Origin of the sequence: uncultured Croceicoccus sp. (assembly GCF_947496385.1) — a bacterium.
Lineage (GTDB): Bacteria > Pseudomonadota > Alphaproteobacteria > Sphingomonadales > Sphingomonadaceae > Croceicoccus.
In genome coordinates, this window is the sequence record NZ_CANMCP010000003.1 from 277,561 (window position 1) to 295,736 (window position 18,176).

General features: G+C 65.3%; 13 protein-coding genes. 1 reads left to right on the forward strand and 12 read right to left on the reverse strand.

Annotation, left to right across the window (positions count from 1 at the left end; translation table 11 throughout):
- Positions 1 to 59: 59 nt before the first annotated feature.
- The 8 genes from Q0897_RS07140 to lgt form a co-directional block, all read right to left on the reverse strand.
- Positions 60 to 2,144: a TonB-dependent receptor gene (locus Q0897_RS07140; protein ID WP_299308524.1), complete on the reverse strand. Its 2,085-nt coding sequence runs from the start codon at positions 2,142 to 2,144 to the stop codon at positions 60 to 62.
- 48 nt (positions 2,145 to 2,192) lie between these two features.
- Positions 2,193 to 2,783, reverse strand: a complete 591-nt coding sequence (locus Q0897_RS07145; RefSeq protein WP_299308525.1) for an urea carboxylase-associated family protein — start codon at positions 2,781 to 2,783, stop codon at positions 2,193 to 2,195.
- Positions 2,780 to 3,493, reverse strand: a complete 714-nt coding sequence (gene gntA / locus Q0897_RS07150) for a guanitoxin biosynthesis heme-dependent pre-guanitoxin N-hydroxylase GntA (RefSeq protein ID WP_299308526.1) — start codon at positions 3,491 to 3,493, stop codon at positions 2,780 to 2,782. Before gntA ends, Q0897_RS07145 begins: the two co-directional genes overlap by 4 nt.
- Positions 3,494 to 3,625: 132 nt before the next feature.
- On the reverse strand, positions 3,626 to 4,480 hold the full coding sequence (locus Q0897_RS07155) for a cytochrome c1 (RefSeq protein WP_299308527.1): 855 nt from the start codon (positions 4,478 to 4,480) through the stop codon (positions 3,626 to 3,628).
- Between the two features lie 30 nt (positions 4,481 to 4,510).
- The gene (locus Q0897_RS07160) at positions 4,511 to 5,833 is read right to left on the reverse strand and encodes a cytochrome b/b6 (protein WP_239805009.1); all 1,323 of its coding nucleotides are present in this window, start codon (positions 5,831 to 5,833) and stop codon (positions 4,511 to 4,513) included.
- Between the two features lie 12 nt (positions 5,834 to 5,845).
- Positions 5,846 to 6,430: a ubiquinol-cytochrome c reductase iron-sulfur subunit gene (petA, locus tag Q0897_RS07165; RefSeq protein WP_299308529.1), complete on the reverse strand. Its 585-nt coding sequence runs from the start codon at positions 6,428 to 6,430 to the stop codon at positions 5,846 to 5,848.
- Positions 6,431 to 6,640: 210 nt separating this feature from the next.
- Positions 6,641 to 7,714 carry an SAM-dependent methyltransferase gene (locus tag Q0897_RS07170; protein ID WP_299308531.1) on the reverse strand — a complete coding sequence of 358 codons (1,074 nt, stop codon included), beginning with the start codon at positions 7,712 to 7,714 and terminating at the stop codon, positions 6,641 to 6,643.
- A 1-nt stretch (position 7,715) separates the two neighbouring features.
- Positions 7,716 to 8,615, reverse strand: coding sequence for a prolipoprotein diacylglyceryl transferase (lgt, locus tag Q0897_RS07175; protein ID WP_239805097.1), 900 nt, complete (start codon positions 8,613 to 8,615; stop codon positions 7,716 to 7,718).
- A gap of 245 nt (positions 8,616 to 8,860) precedes the next feature.
- On the opposite strand from lgt, the gene Q0897_RS07180 reads away from it, so the two are divergent.
- Entirely contained in the window at positions 8,861 to 11,602 is a 2,742-nt protein-coding gene (locus Q0897_RS07180) for a [protein-PII] uridylyltransferase (RefSeq protein WP_299308532.1), read from the forward strand.
- Between the two features lie 15 nt (positions 11,603 to 11,617).
- On the opposite strand, the gene gltX is transcribed toward Q0897_RS07180, so the two are convergent.
- From gltX to rpoC, 4 genes are all read right to left on the reverse strand, one after another.
- Entirely contained in the window at positions 11,618 to 12,952 is a 1,335-nt protein-coding gene (gene gltX / locus Q0897_RS07185) for a glutamate--tRNA ligase (RefSeq protein ID WP_299308534.1), read from the reverse strand.
- Positions 12,953 to 12,979: 27 nt separating this feature from the next.
- Positions 12,980 to 13,438 carry a hypothetical protein gene (locus Q0897_RS07190; protein ID WP_299308536.1) on the reverse strand — a complete coding sequence of 153 codons (459 nt, stop codon included), beginning with the start codon at positions 13,436 to 13,438 and terminating at the stop codon, positions 12,980 to 12,982.
- Positions 13,439 to 13,467: 29 nt separating this feature from the next.
- Complete coding sequence (locus Q0897_RS07195) at positions 13,468 to 13,719, reverse strand: hypothetical protein (RefSeq protein ID WP_299308538.1); 252 nt, start codon at positions 13,717 to 13,719, stop codon at positions 13,468 to 13,470.
- A 106-nt stretch (positions 13,720 to 13,825) separates the two neighbouring features.
- Positions 13,826 to 18,166, reverse strand: a complete 4,341-nt coding sequence (rpoC, locus tag Q0897_RS07200; protein ID WP_239805016.1) for a DNA-directed RNA polymerase subunit beta' — start codon at positions 18,164 to 18,166, stop codon at positions 13,826 to 13,828.
- Positions 18,167 to 18,176 lie beyond the last annotated feature (10 nt).

Here is an 18,176-nt window from a genome sequence, read left to right on the forward strand (position 1 = left end):
CAACTGTGAGTTGCACGAATGCGCCGCGACATGCGCCGAACCGTGCCTGTGCCGGTCGATCAGCGCGGAAATTCGGTGCGCAGCCCCACCCATAGCGTTCGCGGCGTGCCCAGATCGACGCGCCCGTCCTGCGCCCGCGTGACGATCTCCTCATCGAACAGGTTTTCGCCGCGCAGCACGAGGCGGAACCGGTCGGAAAGCGCCACCGATGCAAACGCGTCGAGCGTCGTCGCCGCGGGCAGGATGTCGGTGTTGCGGTCATCCTCGAATCGCGCGCCTTCGTGCCGCAGCGTGGCGGACAACTCCACGCCGCGCACAGGGGTCACGCCTGCCGTCGCGCTGGCCGCGAATTTCGGCGTCTGCGCGGGGCGGAGACCGTCGAGCGCGGCACCGGCCCCGCTCGCCTCGTTCTGCGCATCGGTCCATGCCGCCGACAGCGCGAGCGAGACGATTTCGATCCCCGCCTGTGCGGTGAGTTCGAGCCCGCGTGCCACGATGGCGTCGATATTGCGGCGCTGGCGCAGATTGTCGCCGATGGTGACATTGGTCACCGCGTTTTCGAGCCTGTTGTCGAACGCCGTCAGCGACACGGCCCAAGACCGACCCGCCCCCCCCTTGCGAAAATCGAAACCGCCTTCGAACCCTTTCAGCCTTTCATTGCGAAGCGCGGCATTCGCCTCGGTCACGACCGGGAACACGACGAAGGGCCGGTAAAGTTCGTTCAAGGTGGGGAGCCGCAACCCGCTATAGGCCGCCGCGCGCAGTTTCAGGCCGCCGCCCGCATCGAACGCCGCCCCGCCACGCAGCGATTCCTGCCAACCCGCGCGGGTGGGATAGCGCGCATCGATGGTAAGCGCATTGGCGCCGTCGCGTTCGGTATAGAATCCGTCCGCGATCCGGTAACGGTCCACCCGCGCCCCCGCGGTCAGGACAAGCCGCCCGAGCCGCCAGTCATCCTCCACATAAGAGCCGAGATCGGTATTGCGCCCCCCCGCGCTCCTCCGCGCGGTCTGCGCCCCGGTGAAGGCGCTATACGCGTCCTCGCGCAGCTCGCCGTCCGCGATGCGAAGATCGGTGCCGATCCGAAGCGTGTGCGACACGCCGAGCGGCGGGCGCAGTTCCAGCTTTCCGCCAAGCCCGGTCGACGGCGTCGCACGCTGATCCAGCACGCGGGTGAAGCGCGACGACGAGATCACCACATTAGAAAAATCGCGCAATTGCACGTAACCCAGCGCATCGAAACGCCACGCCCCGGTACCGATGAAACGCAGGCTGAAATCCTGCCCCTGCGAGCGGCTGTCGGCGCCGTCGAAGCGGAGCGTGCGTGCATCGTCGAAGGCAGCGACGCGCATCTGCATCTCGACATCCGGGCTGACCGGCGCAACCCCGCGCAGCGCCAGCGACCAGCTGTTATAGGCCGCCCGTGCGCTTGCCGGCACGCGATCGGCGACGGGCGTGGTGAAAAACCCCGGACCGCTGTCCCACCGGCCCGACATGTCGATGAAACCGGCGCCGAGCCGGGGGGAGGCGCCGGCGTAGAGCTCGCTCCCGCCGCGGTCGTTCACGAATGCCCCGGCGCGCAGCGAACCTTTATCCTCGATCCCTGCGCTTTCGAGGGCGATCGTGCCCGCCACCGCGCCGGCGCCGAACGCGCCCGATCCGCCACCACGCACCACCGTCACCCGCGACAGGCGTTCGGGCGGAAGTGCGCTATAGGGGATATAGCCGAAGAACGGATTGGCCTGCGGAATACCGTCGAGCAGGACCAGGCTCCGGCTCGTGGCATTGCCGCCGAGCGCGCGCAAAGTCGCCCCCTGCGCCGAAGGGTTGGCGGCGCGGCTGTCGGAGCGGCGGAACTGCTGAAACCCCGCGACGCCTTGAAGCACATCCTCGATCCGGCCCGACGCGGCACGGTCCAGCGCGTCCCGGTCCAGCACCACGGTATCATAGGCGGTTTCGCCCGGCGTCGGATCGAGTCCGCGCCCGGTCACGATGATATCCGCGCGCGGGGGGACGTCCGCACGCGGGGGCTGCGTGCCCGGCGCGGCGGTTTGCGCCCACGCCTGGCCACCCCCCGGCGATAAGGCCATCGCCGCGGCGCAGAGGGTGGTACGAAGGAGCAGGGCTTTACGCGAAATGGTCATGCCCCGCCTGTGCGCCACGCGCAGCATGATGCGCAAGCCAAAGCGGGTTCAATCGATCCGGTAATCGATCGGGCGAAAGCTTCCGCCATTGCTGTCATAGGCGGAACAGGCCGTCATCCCGATGACCAGGCCCATCTTCGCGCGAAAGGCGATGTGATCGCCCGGCCTGCTGGTCGGCGGGAGCACGCGCAGGCGCCCCGTTTCCCCATCGACCGGCACGTTCATGAAACAGTTGAAGGCGATGGGGATGTCGTCCTCCCCGATCCCGAACGGGCGCAGCGCCTCCGCCAGATTGCCGAAACAGCCGCGATGCACGGGCTTGTCCATGTAAAAATGCGCGAAGGTCGCCGTGCTGCACGGCGTGAGCAGAAAATCATGGAGCCCGACCGTATCCTCCTCGATCTCGAGCATGACATTCGACCGATTCGAATAGAGCGCGTGCCCGGTGGTGAGCCGGATCGTTTCGGCATAATCGAGCGTCCGGCCCGACGATACGACCTCCGCCACGTCATGCGCGTTATAGGCAAGGAGGTCCGAAACCTGCTGCCCCTCGGGATCGATGACGGTCAGCAACTGGCCTGCTTCGAGGCGAAACCCCGTGCCGCTGCGCGGGGGAATGCGGGTCACGGCGCCGGTCATACGATGGACACGTCGGCCCGGTCCGGACGTGAGAACGGGCATTCCCAGTCGGCGGCAACCTCGCGCCCGGAATATTGGCGCGCCTCGCTGCTCTGCCCGTGGCGCGACAACATCGGATTGGCCGATCCGGCAAGCGCGATGTCGCGTTCGATGATGGTCTCCCGCATGGTTTCGTAGCGGCCCTGCTCGCGCAGTTGCTCGAACTGATCATGGAGGTTGAACACCATGGTGGGGTGCGAAAACCGCCGTGCGGGCCGGCTCGCTGCCGGATGCAGGCCGACGACGAAAAACGCCTCGCCCCCAAAGCTGAGCGAGAAATGCGGATCGTCGGGGTCCGCGCTGACCGAATGGTCGTGATCCTGCCCGCGCCAGGCATCCTTGTCCGAGAGCGACTGAATCCGCGACCACAGCGTGCGCTCGAACCCCTGCTCCGAAAGGGTGGGCACATCGCGGAAAATCACCGCGAGCGAGCGAAACGCCGGGCGGTCATTGGTTTCGCGGTCGGCGCGATAATCCCACGCCCATGCGAGCAAGGCCTCGTGAATGCGAAGATCATCCCATCCGCTTTCGATCGAGCGGGCGACGAGCACTTTCAGACACCCCCTGGCGAGCGCGGATTTCGCGCCGACGCACGGGAATTCCTGATCTTTTACGAATGCCTCGAACGATTCTGCGATGGCACCGTCCGACGCATTTGCGTTTTCAAACATCGACTGGTCCATGTCTTGCCGGGTGGAAATAGTTAAACGTGCCGGAACGTTCCGCGTTCCATCGGCCCGCCATGCGAAAAGGCCGCCCGGTCGCCCGGACGGCCTCTTTCGATTCGGATGAAGCGCGAGGGATCAGTGCTTCTTGTCGCGCCACACGTTCTGATACGCCATGTAGGCAAGGACCGAGGCGAAGATCAGGAACAGCACGACAGGCCACCCGGTCTGATGCCGCTGCTCCAGCTTGGGCTCCGCGGTCCAGGTCAGGAATGCGGACACGTCGCGTGCCATGTCGTCGATCGTTGCCGGCGAACCGTCGTCGAACGTCACCTGCCCCTCGCTCGTCAACGGCGGTGCCATGGCGAGGTTGAGGTTCGGGAAATACGGGTTGAAGTGCAGCCCGCTCGGCGTCGCGAAATCGGGGAACTCTTCGGCGAGGCTCTCGCCATCGACGGAGAAGGTCGCCGGATCGCGATAGCCGGTCAGCAGCGAATAGACATAGTTCGATCCGTCATGCCGCGCCTTGGTGATGAGCGAAAGATCCGGCGGAACCGCATTGTTGTTCGCCGCACGCGCCGCCACGTCGTTGGGATAGGGCGACGGGAAGTAATCGGTCGGCAGCGCGGGGCGCGTGGTCGCCTCACCCGTGGTCGGATCGATGCCGGGCACCTGCCAGGCGGCGGCCTCGGCCTTCACCTGCGCCTCGGAATAGCCCAGCGCTTCCAGATTGCGGAACGACACAAGCCGGAGCGAGTGACAGGCCGAGCAGACTTCCTTGTAGACCTTGTAGCCGCGCTGAAGCTGCTGCTCGTCGAAAGTGCCGAACCAGCCGGCGCTCTGCAAATCCGCATCGCGCGGATGCAGGTGGAAGACATGCTCTGCCGTTTCCTCCGCATCGTCCGTCGCCCAGGTGTAGGCGCCGACGATGAAGCTGTAGAGCAGGACGATGCAGAAACCTGCGCCGACGAGGATACCGATGATGCGGGCCATGTTACGCGTCTTTCTCTTCTCTCGTTCGGATCAGGCCGTCGCCGGACGGTGGGCACCATCGCCCGAGGCACCCAGCGGCACGGCATCGTCCGCGCCCGCCTTCTCGCCCAGCACCGCCTCGGTGATGGAATGCGGCAGGGCCTTGGGCTTCTCGATCATCGACACGATCGGCAGGATGATCAGGAAATGGGCGAAGTAATAGGTCGCCGCGATCTGGCTCAACATGACGAAGGGTTCCTCCGCCGGCGCACCGCCGCAGTAGAACAGCACCGCCATGCAGGGGATGAGGCCGAACCAGAAGAACTTCTTGAACAGCGGGCGATAGAGACCCGAACGCACGGGCGACTTGTCCAGCCAGGGCAGAAAGAACCATACCAGGATCGAGGCGAACATCGCGATCACGCCCATCAGCTTCGCCGGCATGAACAGGAAATCCTGCGTGAAGGCGCGAAGAATGGCGTAGAACGGCCAGAAATACCATTCGGGCACGATGTGCGCCGGCGTCGAAAGCGGGTTCGCCGGGATATAGTTGTCCGGATGGCCGAGGTAGTTCGGCAGGAAGAACACGAACGCCGTGTAAAGCACCAGGAACACCGCGAGGCCGAAGCCGTCCTTCGCCGTGTAATAGGGGTGGAACGGCACGGTGTCGCTCTCGGTCTTCACCTCGACGCCGGTCGGGTTGGACGAGCCGGGAATATGCAGCGCCCAGATGTGCAGGATCACGACGCCCGCGATCACGAAGGGCAGCATGAAGTGCAGCGAGAAGAAGCGGTTGAGCGCGGCATTGTCAGGCGCGAAACCGCCCAGCAGCCAGATCTGCAACGGCTCACCCACAAGCGGGATCGCGCCGAAAAGCCCGGTAATCACCTTCGCGCCCCAGAAGGACATCTGTCCCCAGGGAAGGACGTAGCCCATGAAAGCGGTCGCCATCATCAGCAGGAAGATGACCACGCCGAGGAGCCAGATCATCTCGCGCGGCGCCTTATACGAGCTGAAGAACAACCCGCGGAAGATGTGGATATAGACGACGATGAAGAAGAAGGATGCGCCATTGGCATGCGCATAACGCAGCATCCAGCCCCAGTTGACGTCGCGCATGATGTGTTCGACCGAATCGAACGCCACCAGCGCATTGGCGCCGTAATGCATCGCCAGCACGACGCCGGTGATGATCTGCAGCATGAGACAGAACCCGGCGAGCACGCCGAAATTCCAGAAATAGTTGAGGTTGCGCGGCACCGGATAGCCGGCGCCCACCGCGTTATAGACGAGGCGCGGAACCGGCAGCTTCTCGTCGATCCAGCGGGTCAGTCCGGTCTTCGGCTGATACTGCTTTGCCCAGGGAAAACTCATGGTGTCCTATCCTCAGCCGATGACAACCGTGGTGTCGGAGGTGAATTCATACTCCGGCACGACGAGGTTCAGGGGGGCGGGGCCTTTGCGGATGCGGCCTGCGGTGTCGTAGTGCGAACCGTGGCAGGGGCAGAAATAACCGCCGAACTCGCCCTTGTTCTCACCCTCGCCCGCGCCGAGCGGCACGCAGCCCAGATGGGTGCACACGCCCATGGTGATGAGCCAGTTGAGATGCCCTTCCGCGGTGCGGTCCTCCAGCGTTTCGGGATCGCGGAGCGAGGACGCGTCGACCGCCTCCGCCGCGGCGATTTCAGCCGGCAGCAGGTTGCGCACGAAAAGCGGCTGCTTGCGGAACACGGCCTTGATCGACTGCCCCGGCTCGATCGCGGAAAGATCGACCTCGGTGGAGGATTCGGCAAGCACGTCCGCCGACGGCGCCATCTGGCTGATGAGCGGATAGAGAACGGCAAGCGCGCCGACCCCGCCGAAACTGACCGCGGCGATCTCGATGAAATCGCGGCGGCGTACGCCGTTTTCTCCGTCGCCTTCGACCTTCGCGGTCACCGGTTCGGAATGTTCGACGGTCGCGTCTGCCATGCCTGACTCTGCCCTGCTCTGAACGTCCGGCAAGCGCGCCGGACATAAGAAAATTCGTGGATCGGAAGGCTGTCGGAACGTCCCCCTGTGACAGGTGGGGCCGCATGCACACGCATTCGGCCCGTCGCCGTCATGGGGCGCCTCATAGACAGGACGCGCGAATTTTCCAATAGGTTTTCCACCCGCCAATTTGCGTTGTTCGCACCCGCATCATGCCGGTGTAACCCGCCGCACCCCCGCCCCTTCGGGCCAGCCGGGCGCGCCAAAGGCCATCACCTTGAAAAGATCGCCCATCGCATCGGGTGCCGTCAAACGCTCCAACGCGGCCATCAGGCTGTCACGCGCGTGCGGATTCGCCTCGGCCAGCGCCTGCGCGCGCTGCCCCATGCCGAGCGCCATCAGGAACGCACCCTGGCTCGCCGTGCCGTGGAGGACGCATCCCGCCCGCTCCGCCGTTTCGATGAGCGCGGGAAAATCGACATGCGCGGTGATGTCCGCGCTCCCCGGCGCATCGAGCACATCCACCTTTTCATGCGCGCGCACGGCCTGAAGCGTGGAGCCGGTGCGGGGTGCGAGATGGCCGTAATCGATGGTCAGCATCGCGCCGCCCGCCTCGGCAATCGTGTTCGCAAGATCGCCGAGAATCGCGGCCGCAGCGGGATTCGTCTCGATCAGCGTGCCCTCCTCCGCATCATCATGACGCGGCGGCACGGCGGCATCCATCGGCCTGTCGCCCGCCAGCGTGACGAACGCATCGCCGTCCAGCCCCACCATGCGTTCGCGCCACCCCCGCCCCGTGCGCACCAGTTGCCGCATGGGGAGCGCGTCGAAAAATTCATTGGCCACGACGATCACGGGCCGGTCCGTCGGCAGCGCGGCGACATCCTCGTGAAACTGCGCATCGGGCACAAGCTCGGCCTGCTTTTCGCGCAAAACCGGCGACGCCTCGACAAGGTGAACCGTCGGCGAAAGCCCCGCCGCCCGGATCACGCGCAACGCATCGCGCGCCAGCGTGCCGCGCCCCGGCCCAAGCTCGACATAGGCGAAATCCCGCGCTTCGGCCCGGATGGTGAGGTCGGCGATCCAGCCGCCGATCATCTCGCCGAACATCTGGCTGATTTCCGGCGCGGTGATGAAATCGCCCGCGGTGCCGAGCGGATCGCGATGCGCATAATAATTCGCGTTCGCCTCCGCCATGTATTGCGCCACGGGAATCGGCCCGTGCGCACGGATCAACCGCCTGAGCCCCGCCGTGAGGTCGCCGCCATTTGCGTTGTCGCTCATCTCAAACCGCCCCGGCTGCGGCATCCCGGCGCGCGTCGGGCTGCTGTCCGAGCGCAGGCTTGCGCAAGGCCCGCACCACGAAGAACAACCCGATCGCGATTAGCGGCAGGGTCAGCCATTGCCCCATGGAAAGCCCCGTTTCGGCGGCGAATTCGGCAAGCTGCGCATCGGGTTCGCGGAAGAACTCCACGATAAACCGCGCAAAGGCGATGCCGGCGGTAAACGTCCCGACGAGCAAGCCCGGCCGCCAGCGCGCCCGCGTCATCCAGAACAGCGCAAGCATAACGAGAATGAGCAGCAACCCTTCGAGGCCCGCTTCGTAAAGCTGGCTCGGATGGCGGGGGAGCGGCCCGGCGCGGGGAAAGACCATCGCCCACGGCACGTCGGCGGGGCGGCCCCACAATTCGCCGTTCACGAAATTCGCCAGCCGCCCGAACATCATGCCGAACGGCACGTTGACCGCGATATAGTCGCACACGCGCAGGAACTGCAGCTGCCCTCGATGGCTGACCCAGGCGATCGCGGCGAGCACGCCGGCCACCCCGCCGTGAAAGCTCATCCCCCCGTCCCACAGGCGCAGCAGGTCCCAGCTCACCGTTTCCCCGCTCGTCCACCCGGTCCAGAGCGAGGGGTCGTAAAACGCCGCATAGCCGAGCCTGCCGCCCACGATAATGCCGAGCGTACACCAGAAGAACAGATCCTCCGCATGGCGCTGCGCCATGGGCGCGCCCGGCGCCTTCAGCATGCGGGACAGATGCCAGTACCCGACGAGAATCCCCGCAAGATAGGCCAGCGAATACCAGCGCAGGGTAAACCAGCCGAGTTCGATGCCCGGACGCAGGCCGAGATTTTCCCAGTAGATCGGCGCATCGTTCGCGGCGCTGGCCAATATCTGCAACACGGGCACGGCGGTTTCCTTCTTTGAATCGTGGCGGCCGCGCCGCTGTGGGCGCCCCTGCCGCGCGGCTTTTGGCACAGCGCGGGCCATGATGATAGGCCGCTTGGCGCCCCATTTGCGCAGCGTGGCACGAGGCGGGTGGAAACTCGCCCCGGTCGCACCGATATGTTAATCCCTGCCCGGATAAACCGCACATGTGCCCGGACAGGACTGTCCGCCCCGCCCCATTCGTGCACGAGGAAACACACTTGGCCCGCAGCCCGATACCCAGCCAGCGCCGCATCATCGACCGCCGCCGCGTCGTGGCGAAACTCGACGCGCTGATCGACGACATGGACACGCTCGACCGGCAGCCGCTCATCGCACTGCTGCGCTCGGCGCTGTCGGACGGGCGGGCCGAAATCGCGCGGCGGCTGGAGACGGAGCCATCCGCCGGGCACAAGGCCGCCGCGGCGCAGGCATTCCTCGTCGATCAGATCGTGCGCATCATCCACGACCACGTCATCACCCATGTCTATCCCGCCGCCAACCGGAGCAAGGGCGAGCATCTCGCCATCATGGCGGTGGGCGGATACGGGCGCGGCGAAATGGCGCCGCAATCGGACGTCGACATCGCGTTCCTCACCCCCATGCGCAACACGCCCTGGTGCGAGCAGGTGATCGAGGCGATGCTCTATTACCTGTGGGATCTGGGGCTGCAGGTCGGCCATTCGAGCCGGTCGATCGACGACATGGTCCGCATGGCGAAACAGGACCTCACCATCCGCACCGCCCTGCTCGAAGGGCGCTTCCTGTGGGGGGAGCAGGCGCTTTACGACGTCGCGAAGCAGCGGTTCTGGAACGACGTGGTGACAGGGTCGGAGCGTCAGTTCGTTTCGGAAAAACTGGCCGAGCGCGAGGCGCGGCACAAGCGCATGGGCGACAGCCGCTATGTCGTGGAACCCAACGTGAAGGAGGGCAAGGGCGGCCTGCGCGACCTGCACACGCTCTACTGGATCGGGAAATATATCCACCAGGTCCGCGAACCGCGCGAGCTGGTCGATGCGGGCCTGCTCACCCCGGCCGAATTCCGCGCCTTTCGCCGGGCGGAGAATTTCTTCTGGGCGGTGCGCTGCCATCTGCACACGATCACCGGGCGCGAGGAGGACAGGCTGACCTTCGACCTTCAACGCGAGGTTGCCGCCCGCATGAATTTCGCCGACCGCCCGGGCAAGAGCGCGGTCGAACGCTTCATGCATTACTATTTCCTGCAGGCAAAGCGCGTCGGCGGGCTGACCGGCGTGTTCCTCGCCCAGATGGAGGAGCAGTTCGCGAAGAGCCAGTCGGCAAGGCTCATGGCGAAGCTGACCGAAAAGCGGCGCAAGGTTCGCGGCTTCGTCATCGCGGGCGGGCGCATCACCGTGCCGGACGACGATTTCTTTGCCGAAGACCCGGTGCGGCTGATCGAGATATTCACCCTCGCGAACAAGGAGGGGGTGGAGGTCCATCCCGACGCGATGCGCATGGCCGACCGCGATTCGGGCCTCATCACCGGCAAGATCCGCCGCGACAAGCGCGCCAATGCGCTGTTCCTCGATTTGTTGTCGAGCGAGGACAATCCCGAACTCGCGCTGCGCTGGATGAACGAGGCGGGCGTGTTCGGGCGCATCATGCCCGAATTCGGCCGCGTCGTCGCACAGATGCAGTTCGACATGTACCACCATTACACCGTCGACGAACACACGATCCGCGCCATCGGAAAGCTCGCCGAGATCGAGAGCGGGGAGGTGGAGGAGGCGCATCCCGTTTCCACCGCGATCATTCCCAAGCTTCAGCATCGCCGCGCGCTTTATGTCGCGACGCTCCTGCACGATATTGCCAAGGGGCGCGGCGGCGATCATTCGGTGCTGGGCGCGGAAATCGCGAAGAAGGTCGGCCCGCGCCTGGGGCTGAGTGCGGAGGAGACGGGGCTCGTGTCCTGGCTCGTGCGCTATCATTTGCTGATGAGCGCGACCGCGTTCAAGCGCGACCTGTCCGACCCGAAGACGATCAACGATTTCGTCACCGAGGTGCAATCGCTCGAACGGCTGCGGCAATTGCTCGTGCTGACCGTGGTGGACATCGGTGCGGTGGGACCGGGCGTCTGGAACAGCTGGAAAGGACAATTGCTCGGCGAATTGTTCTTCGCGGCGGAGGAACGCCTGCGCCTCGGCTTCAAGTCGAACGGGCGCATGCACAAGATCGAGGCGCGCAAGGACGCCGCCCGCGAATTGCTCGCCGACGATGCGGAGCTGGTCGACACGGTCGGCGCGGCGATGCACGAATCCTACTGGATCGCGGAGAGCGAGGAGGTGATCGCCCGCAATCTGCGCCAGATGGACGCGATGGGCGAGGATCAGCTCTCCATCGAATGCCATTACTGGGAAGAGCGCGGTGCCACCATGGTCACGGTCGTCACGCCCGACCATCCGGGCCTCTTTTCGCGCATCGCCGGCGGCATCCACCTTGCCGGCGGGAACATCATCGACGCGCGCATCCACACCAATCGCAACGGGCGGGCGGTGGACAATTTCCTGGTGCAGGACCCGATGTGCCGCCCGTTTCGCGAGGAATCGCAGATCGCCCGGCTGACCCAGTCGATCCGCGACACGCTCGCCAACAAGGTGAAGCTAGTGCCGCAGCTCGCCGCGCGGCCGATGTCGCGCCCGCGCGCCGATGCGTTCGAGGTGCAGCCGCGCGTGACCTTCGACAATGACGCGTCGAATCGCTTTACCGTGGTGGAGGTGAACGCCCGCGACCGCCCGGCCCTGCTCAACCGGCTCGCCCGCGCCATGTTCGAGGCGAAGCTGCTCATCAATTCGGCGCATGTCACCCATTACGGGGAGCGCGCAGCCGATACGTTCTACGTCACCGACCTGCTCGGCGACAAGATCACGGCGAAGGCGCGGCTGGACGCGCTCGAAAAACGGCTGCTCGAGGCGGTGGAGGCGACGGAGGAGGCCGCGGGCTAGCGCGGGCGCCCCGGTTCAACCCGCCGCGCGCAAGCGTTCCAGCGCCCGCTCCTGCCCGATCAGCGGCAGCAGCGCGGCCATGTCCGGCCCGTGCCCCCGCCCAGTGAGCGCGAGGCGCAGCGGCAGAAACAGCGCCTTGCCCTTGCGCCCGGTCGCGGCCTTGAGCCTGCCAGTGAGCGTCTTCCACGCATCCTCGCCCCATTCGATTCCCTGCGCATCCTGCGCCGCTGCGGCGATAAAGGCGCGATCCTCGGCGTCGAGATCGGGCGCGGGCACCGGCCCGGTCACCACCTGCCACCAGTCCCCTGCATCGTTCAGCGTTTCGAGATTCGGGCGGATCGCGGCCCATGCGGCCTCGTCCATTCCTGTGGGCAGGCGATGCGCGATGGCGGCATAGTCCGTTTCGTGCAGGAGCTGTGCATTGATGCGCATCATTTCCGCCTCGTCGAAACGGGCAGGGGCACGGCCGAACGTGGCAAGGTCGAAGCCCGCCGCCATCGCGTCCAGCGAACGCATCGCAATGACCGCCTGCGACGTGCCGATGCGTGCCAGCACGGACAGCAACGCTTCGGGTTCCACGCCCTCCTCGCGCATTTCGTCCACCCCGGTCGAGCCCAGACGCTTCGACAGCTTGCCCTCCGCCCCGGTGAGCAGCGCCTCATGCGCGAAACGCGGCGGCGCGGCGCCCAGCGCAGCAAACATCTGCACCTGCACCGCGGTATTAGACACGTGATCCTCCCCGCGCAGCACGTCGGTAATGCCCATTTCGACATCATCCACCGCGCTCGGCAACATATAGAGCCAGGATCCGTCGGCACGGCGAATCACCGGGTCGGACAGGGCGGCGGGGTCAAAATGCTGGGCACCACGAATCGCGTCATCCCACGCGATCGGCGTGTCGTGATCGAGCCGGAACCGCCAGTGCGGGGCGATGCCCTTCGCCGCATAATCGGCATGGTCCTGCTGCGTGAGGTCGAGCGCGGCGCGGTCGTAAATCGGCGGAAGCCCGCGGCCGAGCAGGATCTTGCGCTTGAGCTCCAGCTCCTGCGCCGTTTCATAGGCGGCGTAGATCCGCCCCTCGGCGCGGAGCCGTTCGAACGCCGCCTCGTATATCTCCAGCCGCTGCGACTGCCGCGCCTCGCCATCGGCGGCGAGGCCGAGCCAGGCAAGATCGGCACGGATGGCATCGACGTGGCGTTCCTCCGAACGCTGCGCATCGGTGTCGTCGATGCGCAGCAGGAAGCGCCCGCCGTCCTTCCTGGCCAGCAGGAAATTGTGCAGGGCGGTGCGAATATTGCCCACATGCAGCCGGCCGGTCGGCGAGGGGGCGAAACGGGTGATCGTGGTCATGGCCGCTGCGTTAGCGCCGTTCGCCGCTTATTGCGAGCGGAGCGTGACCGTATGCCCGCCGCCTGAAATCCGCACGGCGCCTGTTCCCGACGGCTCGATGCTACGCGCCGCGTCGAGCACGTTTGCGGCATCCGCCACGCCGGGGGGAAGGCCGATCGGGCATGGGTGGGGCGCGGGCACCCCCGGGGAAGGAAGGTTCGTGGCCGCAATGGGCGGGTAGGCGCGGCGCTGCGTCCGAAAACGTCGGCCAGATACGACATAGCCCCACGCATAACCCGCGCAGGCCGGGCCCCAGCCAATGCTCGCACCATCGCCCACCATGACGGCTCCGGACGCGACCGCGCGGCCGTCGATCGCCGCAAGGCGCCAATGTCCGGCGAGCGTCGGGATTGCTTCGCTGGTGCGGGTCGTGTCGCCTCCGCCGCCATTCGTCTCGCCTGCGCCGGGACCGCAGGCGCTGATCGCGGCCGCCAGCAAGAGAGGCATCGCTCGCGTCCGCCGGGTCCGCACCGGCATCAGTCCTGCAACAACCGCTCCGCAAGGCTGCCGATCTCGTCCGGTTCCAGGATCCAGGTCCGCGTCGCGCGCCCTTCGCGAAACACCGGCTTCGTCAACAGGATCCGCGCATTCTCGCGCGCGTGCGGTTTATAGAGCGAATAATGCTTCGCACATTCGTAGATCACCCCGATGATCGGCGTGCGCCCTTCGAGGTCGATCATCGTGGCCGGCTGGTCACCGGGAATGTCGTCTATCGTGTATCGTTCCATCCCTCCTATCTTGGAGGCGGAACCTGGCTTGGCAAGATGCGGGCAAAACGAAACCCCCGCCGGACCGGCCGGCGGGGGTCTCGTGTTTCAGGAACGGGCGCGGGGATTATTCCGCGTCGTCTTCCTTCTCGTCCAGCTCGGCCTCGGACACCGTGCCGTCGTGGTCGGCTTCCTCGACATTGAGGTAGTCGCCCGCATCCGCGTCGGTGCCGTGGGTCTCACCTTCGACCGTGGCAAGCGGATCGTCGCCGATCGCCGCATCCTCGGTCTGGGCCAGCTCGGCCTCGTGTTCCTCGGCGGCGGTTTCCGCTGCGACCAGCGCTTCCTGCATCTTGCGATACTGAGCGCGCAGGGCGACATCGCGGCTGGTGGCCGCAACGCGCATCCGGTTCATGCCCGCGCCGGTGCCGGCGGGGATGAGACGGCCCACGATCACGTTTTCCTTCAGCCCGATCAGCGAGTCCTTCTTCCCCTCGACCGCCGCCTGCGTCAGCACGCGGGTGGTTTCCTGGAACGAGGCGGCCGAGATGAACGAACGCGTCTGCAACGAGGCCTTGGTGATGCCGAGAAGGATCGGCTTGCCCTCGGCCTTGGCCTGATTCTTGGTCAGCTTGGCGTTGTACTCCAGCATTTCCTCGTAATCGACCTGCTCGCCCGGAAGCAGCGTGGTGTCGCCGCCATTGGTGATCTCGACCTTCTGCAGCATCTGGCGAACGATCACCTCGATGTGCTTGTCGTTGATCTTCACGCCCTGCAAGCGATAGACTTCCTGAATTTCGTTGACGAGATATTCGGCCAGCGGCTCGATGCCGAGAACCTCCAGGATGTCATGCGGGTCGGGCGAACCGGAAATCAGGTTGTCGCCCTTCTTGACGAAATCGCCTTCCTGCACGTCGATCACGCGCGTCTTGGGGATCAGGTACTCGACCGGATCGCCCTCCTCCGGAACGATGGCGATCTTGCGCTTCGCCTTGTAGTCGCGGACGAATTCGATGCGGCCCGCGATCTTGGCGATGATCGAATTGTCCTTCGGCTTGCGGGCCTCGAACAGTTCGGCAACGCGCGGCAGACCGCCGGTGATGTCGCGGGTCTTGGCGGCTTCGCGGCTGGCGCGGGCGAGGATGTCGCCTGCCTCCACCTGCTGACCGTCATCGACCGAGAGCGAGGTGCCCGGCGCCAGCATGTAGCGCGCGGCCTCCGTCTCGTCCGACCCTTCGCCGAGTAGCGTCAGGCGCGGACGCATGTCCTCCTTCTTCGACCGGCCCTGGGCACGATATTCGGTGACCACGCGCTGGGCGATGCCCGTCGCGTCGTCGACCTGCTCGGCCATGGTCTTGCCATCGACGAGATCCTGGAACTTCACCACGCCCGACTGCTCGGTGATGATGGGAAGCGTGAACGGATCCCATTCGGCAAGGCGATCGCCCTGCTCCACCTTGGCGCCGTCCTCGTGCATCAGCGTGGTGCCGTAGGGCACGCGGTGCATTTCGCGCTCGCGCCCTTCGGCATCGATGACGACGATTTCGCCGCTGCGGGCAAGCGACAGGCGCTTGCCGCGCTTGTCCACGATGGACGGCATGTCGCGGTGATGCACCGTGCCCGCCGAAACCGCCTCGAGATGGCTGGTTTCGTTGAGCTGCGCCGCGCCGCCGATGTGGAACGTACGCATGGTCAGCTGCGTGCCCGGCTCGCCGATGGACTGTGCGGCGATGACGCCGACAGCCTCGCCGATGTTCACCGGCGTACCGCGCGCAAGATCACGGCCATAGCACGTGCCGCACACGCCCATCTGCGCCTCGCAGACGAGCGGCGAGCGGATCTTGGCGACCTGCACTTCGGCGGCCTCGATCTCGGTCACCATCGGCTCGTCGATCAGCGTGCCCTTCTTGACGATGACCTCGTTCGTCTTCGCATTGACCAGATCCTCGGCCAGCGTCCGGCCCAGGATACGTTCACCCAGCGAGGCGATCGTGGAACCGCCCTGAATGATCGCGCGCATTTCGAGCGCCTTCTCGGTCTTGCAGTCTTCCTCGACGATGACGCAATCCTGCGACACGTCGACGAGACGACGCGTGAGATAGCCGGAGTTCGCCGTCTTCAACGCCGTATCGGCGAGACCCTTGCGGGCGCCGTGGGTGGAGTTGAAGTATTCAAGGACGGTCAGGCCTTCCTTGAAGTTCGAGATGATCGGCGTCTCGATGATCTCGCCCGACGGCTTGGCCATGAGGCCGCGCATGCCGGCAAGCTGCTTCATCTGTGCCGGCGAACCACGCGCGCCGGAGTGGCTCATCATGTAGATCGAGTTGATCTGCGCCTCGCGCCCGTTCTCGTCCTTGGGCGTGGCCTTGATGCGGTCCATCATCTCGGCCGCGACCTTGTCGCCGCACTGCGACCAGGCGTCGATCGCCTTGTTGTACTTTTCCTGCCAGGTGATCAGGCCGTCCTGGTACTGCTGCTCATATTCGGCGACCTGCGCCTTGGTCTCCTCGATCATGCCTTCCTTGGTCTCGGGAATGATCATGTCGTCCTTGCCGAACGAGATGCCGGCCTTGAACGCGTTGGAGAAACCGAGCGTCATGATGGCGTCGGCGAACAGCACCGTGTCCTTCTGACCGGTGTGGCGATAGACCTGGTCGATGACGTCGCCGATTTCCTTCTTGGTGAGAAGGCGGTTGACGACCTCGAACGGGACGGTGTGCTTCTTGGGCAGGCACTCGCCGATGAGCATGCGGCCGGGCGTGGTTTCCACCCGCTTCATGTACTGCTTGCCCTTCTCGTCGGTCTGCGGAACGCGGGCCTCGATCTTGGTGTGCAGCGTCACCGCCTTCACCTGAAGCGCCTGATGCACCTCGGCCATGTCGGCGAACTTCATGCCCTCGCCCGGCTCGCCCTCGCGGTCCATGGACAGGTAATAAAGGCCCAGCACCATGTCCTGCGACGGCACGATGATCGGCTTGCCGTTCGCGGGGCTGAGGATGTTGTTGGTCGACATCATCAGCACGCGCGCTTCGAGCTGCGCCTCGAGGCTGAGCGGCACGTGCACGGCCATCTGGTCACCGTCGAAGTCGGCGTTGAAGGCCGAGCAGACGAGCGGGTGCAGCTGGATCGCCTTGCCCTCGATGAGCACGGGCTCGAACGCCTGAATGCCGAGGCGGTGAAGCGTCGGCGCACGGTTCAGCAGCACGGGATGCTCGCGGATCACCTCGTCGAGGATGTCCCAGACTTCCTTGCGCTCCTTCTCCACCCATTTCTTCGCCTGCTTCAGCGTCATGGACAGACCCTTGGCGTCGAGGCGGGCGTAGATGAACGGCTTGAACAGCTCGAGCGCCATCTTCTTCGGCAGGCCGCACTGATGCAGCTTCAGCTCCGGGCCGGTCACGATGACCGAACGGCCCGAATAGTCGACGCGCTTGCCAAGCAGGTTCTGACGGAAGCGGCCCTGCTTGCCCTTGAGCATGTCGGACAGCGATTTCAAAGGACGCTTGTTCGCACCCGTGATGACGCGGCCGCGGCGGCCATTGTCGAACAATGCGTCGACGGCTTCCTGCAACATGCGCTTTTCATTGCGGACGATGATGTCCGGCGCGCGCAGCTCGATGAGCCGCTTCAGGCGGTTGTTGCGGTTGATGACCCGGCGATAGAGGTCGTTCATGTCCGACGTCGCAAACCGGCCCCCGTCGAGCGGCACCAGCGGGCGCAGTTCGGGCGGAATGACGGGCACGACCTCGAGGATCATCCATTCGGGGCGGTTGCCCGAATCGATGAAGCTTTCCACGACCTTCAGCCGCTTGATGATCTTCTTCGGCTTCAGCTCGGACTTCGTCGTCCGCAGCTCTTCCATGAGATCGGCGCGTTCCTGCTCGAGGTCGAGCTCCATGAGCATGGTCTTGACCGCGGCGGCACCGATGTCGGCGCTGAACGCGTCCTCGCCATATTCGTCCTGCGCGTCGAGGAGTTCATCCTCGGTCAGCAGCTGGAACTTTTCGAGCGGCGTCAGGCCGGGTTCGACGACGATATAGCTTTCGAAATACAGCACGCGCTCGAGCTGCTTCAGCTGCATGTCGAGCAGCAGGCCGATGCGCGAGGGCAGCGATTTCAGGAACCAGATATGCGCGACCGGCGCGGCCAGTTCGATATGGCCCATGCGCTCGCGGCGGACCTTGGTCACCGTCACCTCGACGCCGCACTTCTCGCAGACGACGCCCTTGTATTTCATGCGCTTGTACTTGCCGCACAGGCACTCGTAATCCTTCACCGGACCGAAGATGCGGGCACAGAACAGGCCGTCGCGTTCGGGCTTGAACGTACGGTAGTTGATGGTTTCCGGCTTCTTGATCTCGCCGAACGACCACGAACGGATGCGTTCGGGCGAGGCCAGACCGATCTGAATCTGGTCGAAGGTCTCGGTCTTGGCGACCGGATTGGCGAATTTTGTCAGTTCGTTCATGTTTCAAATC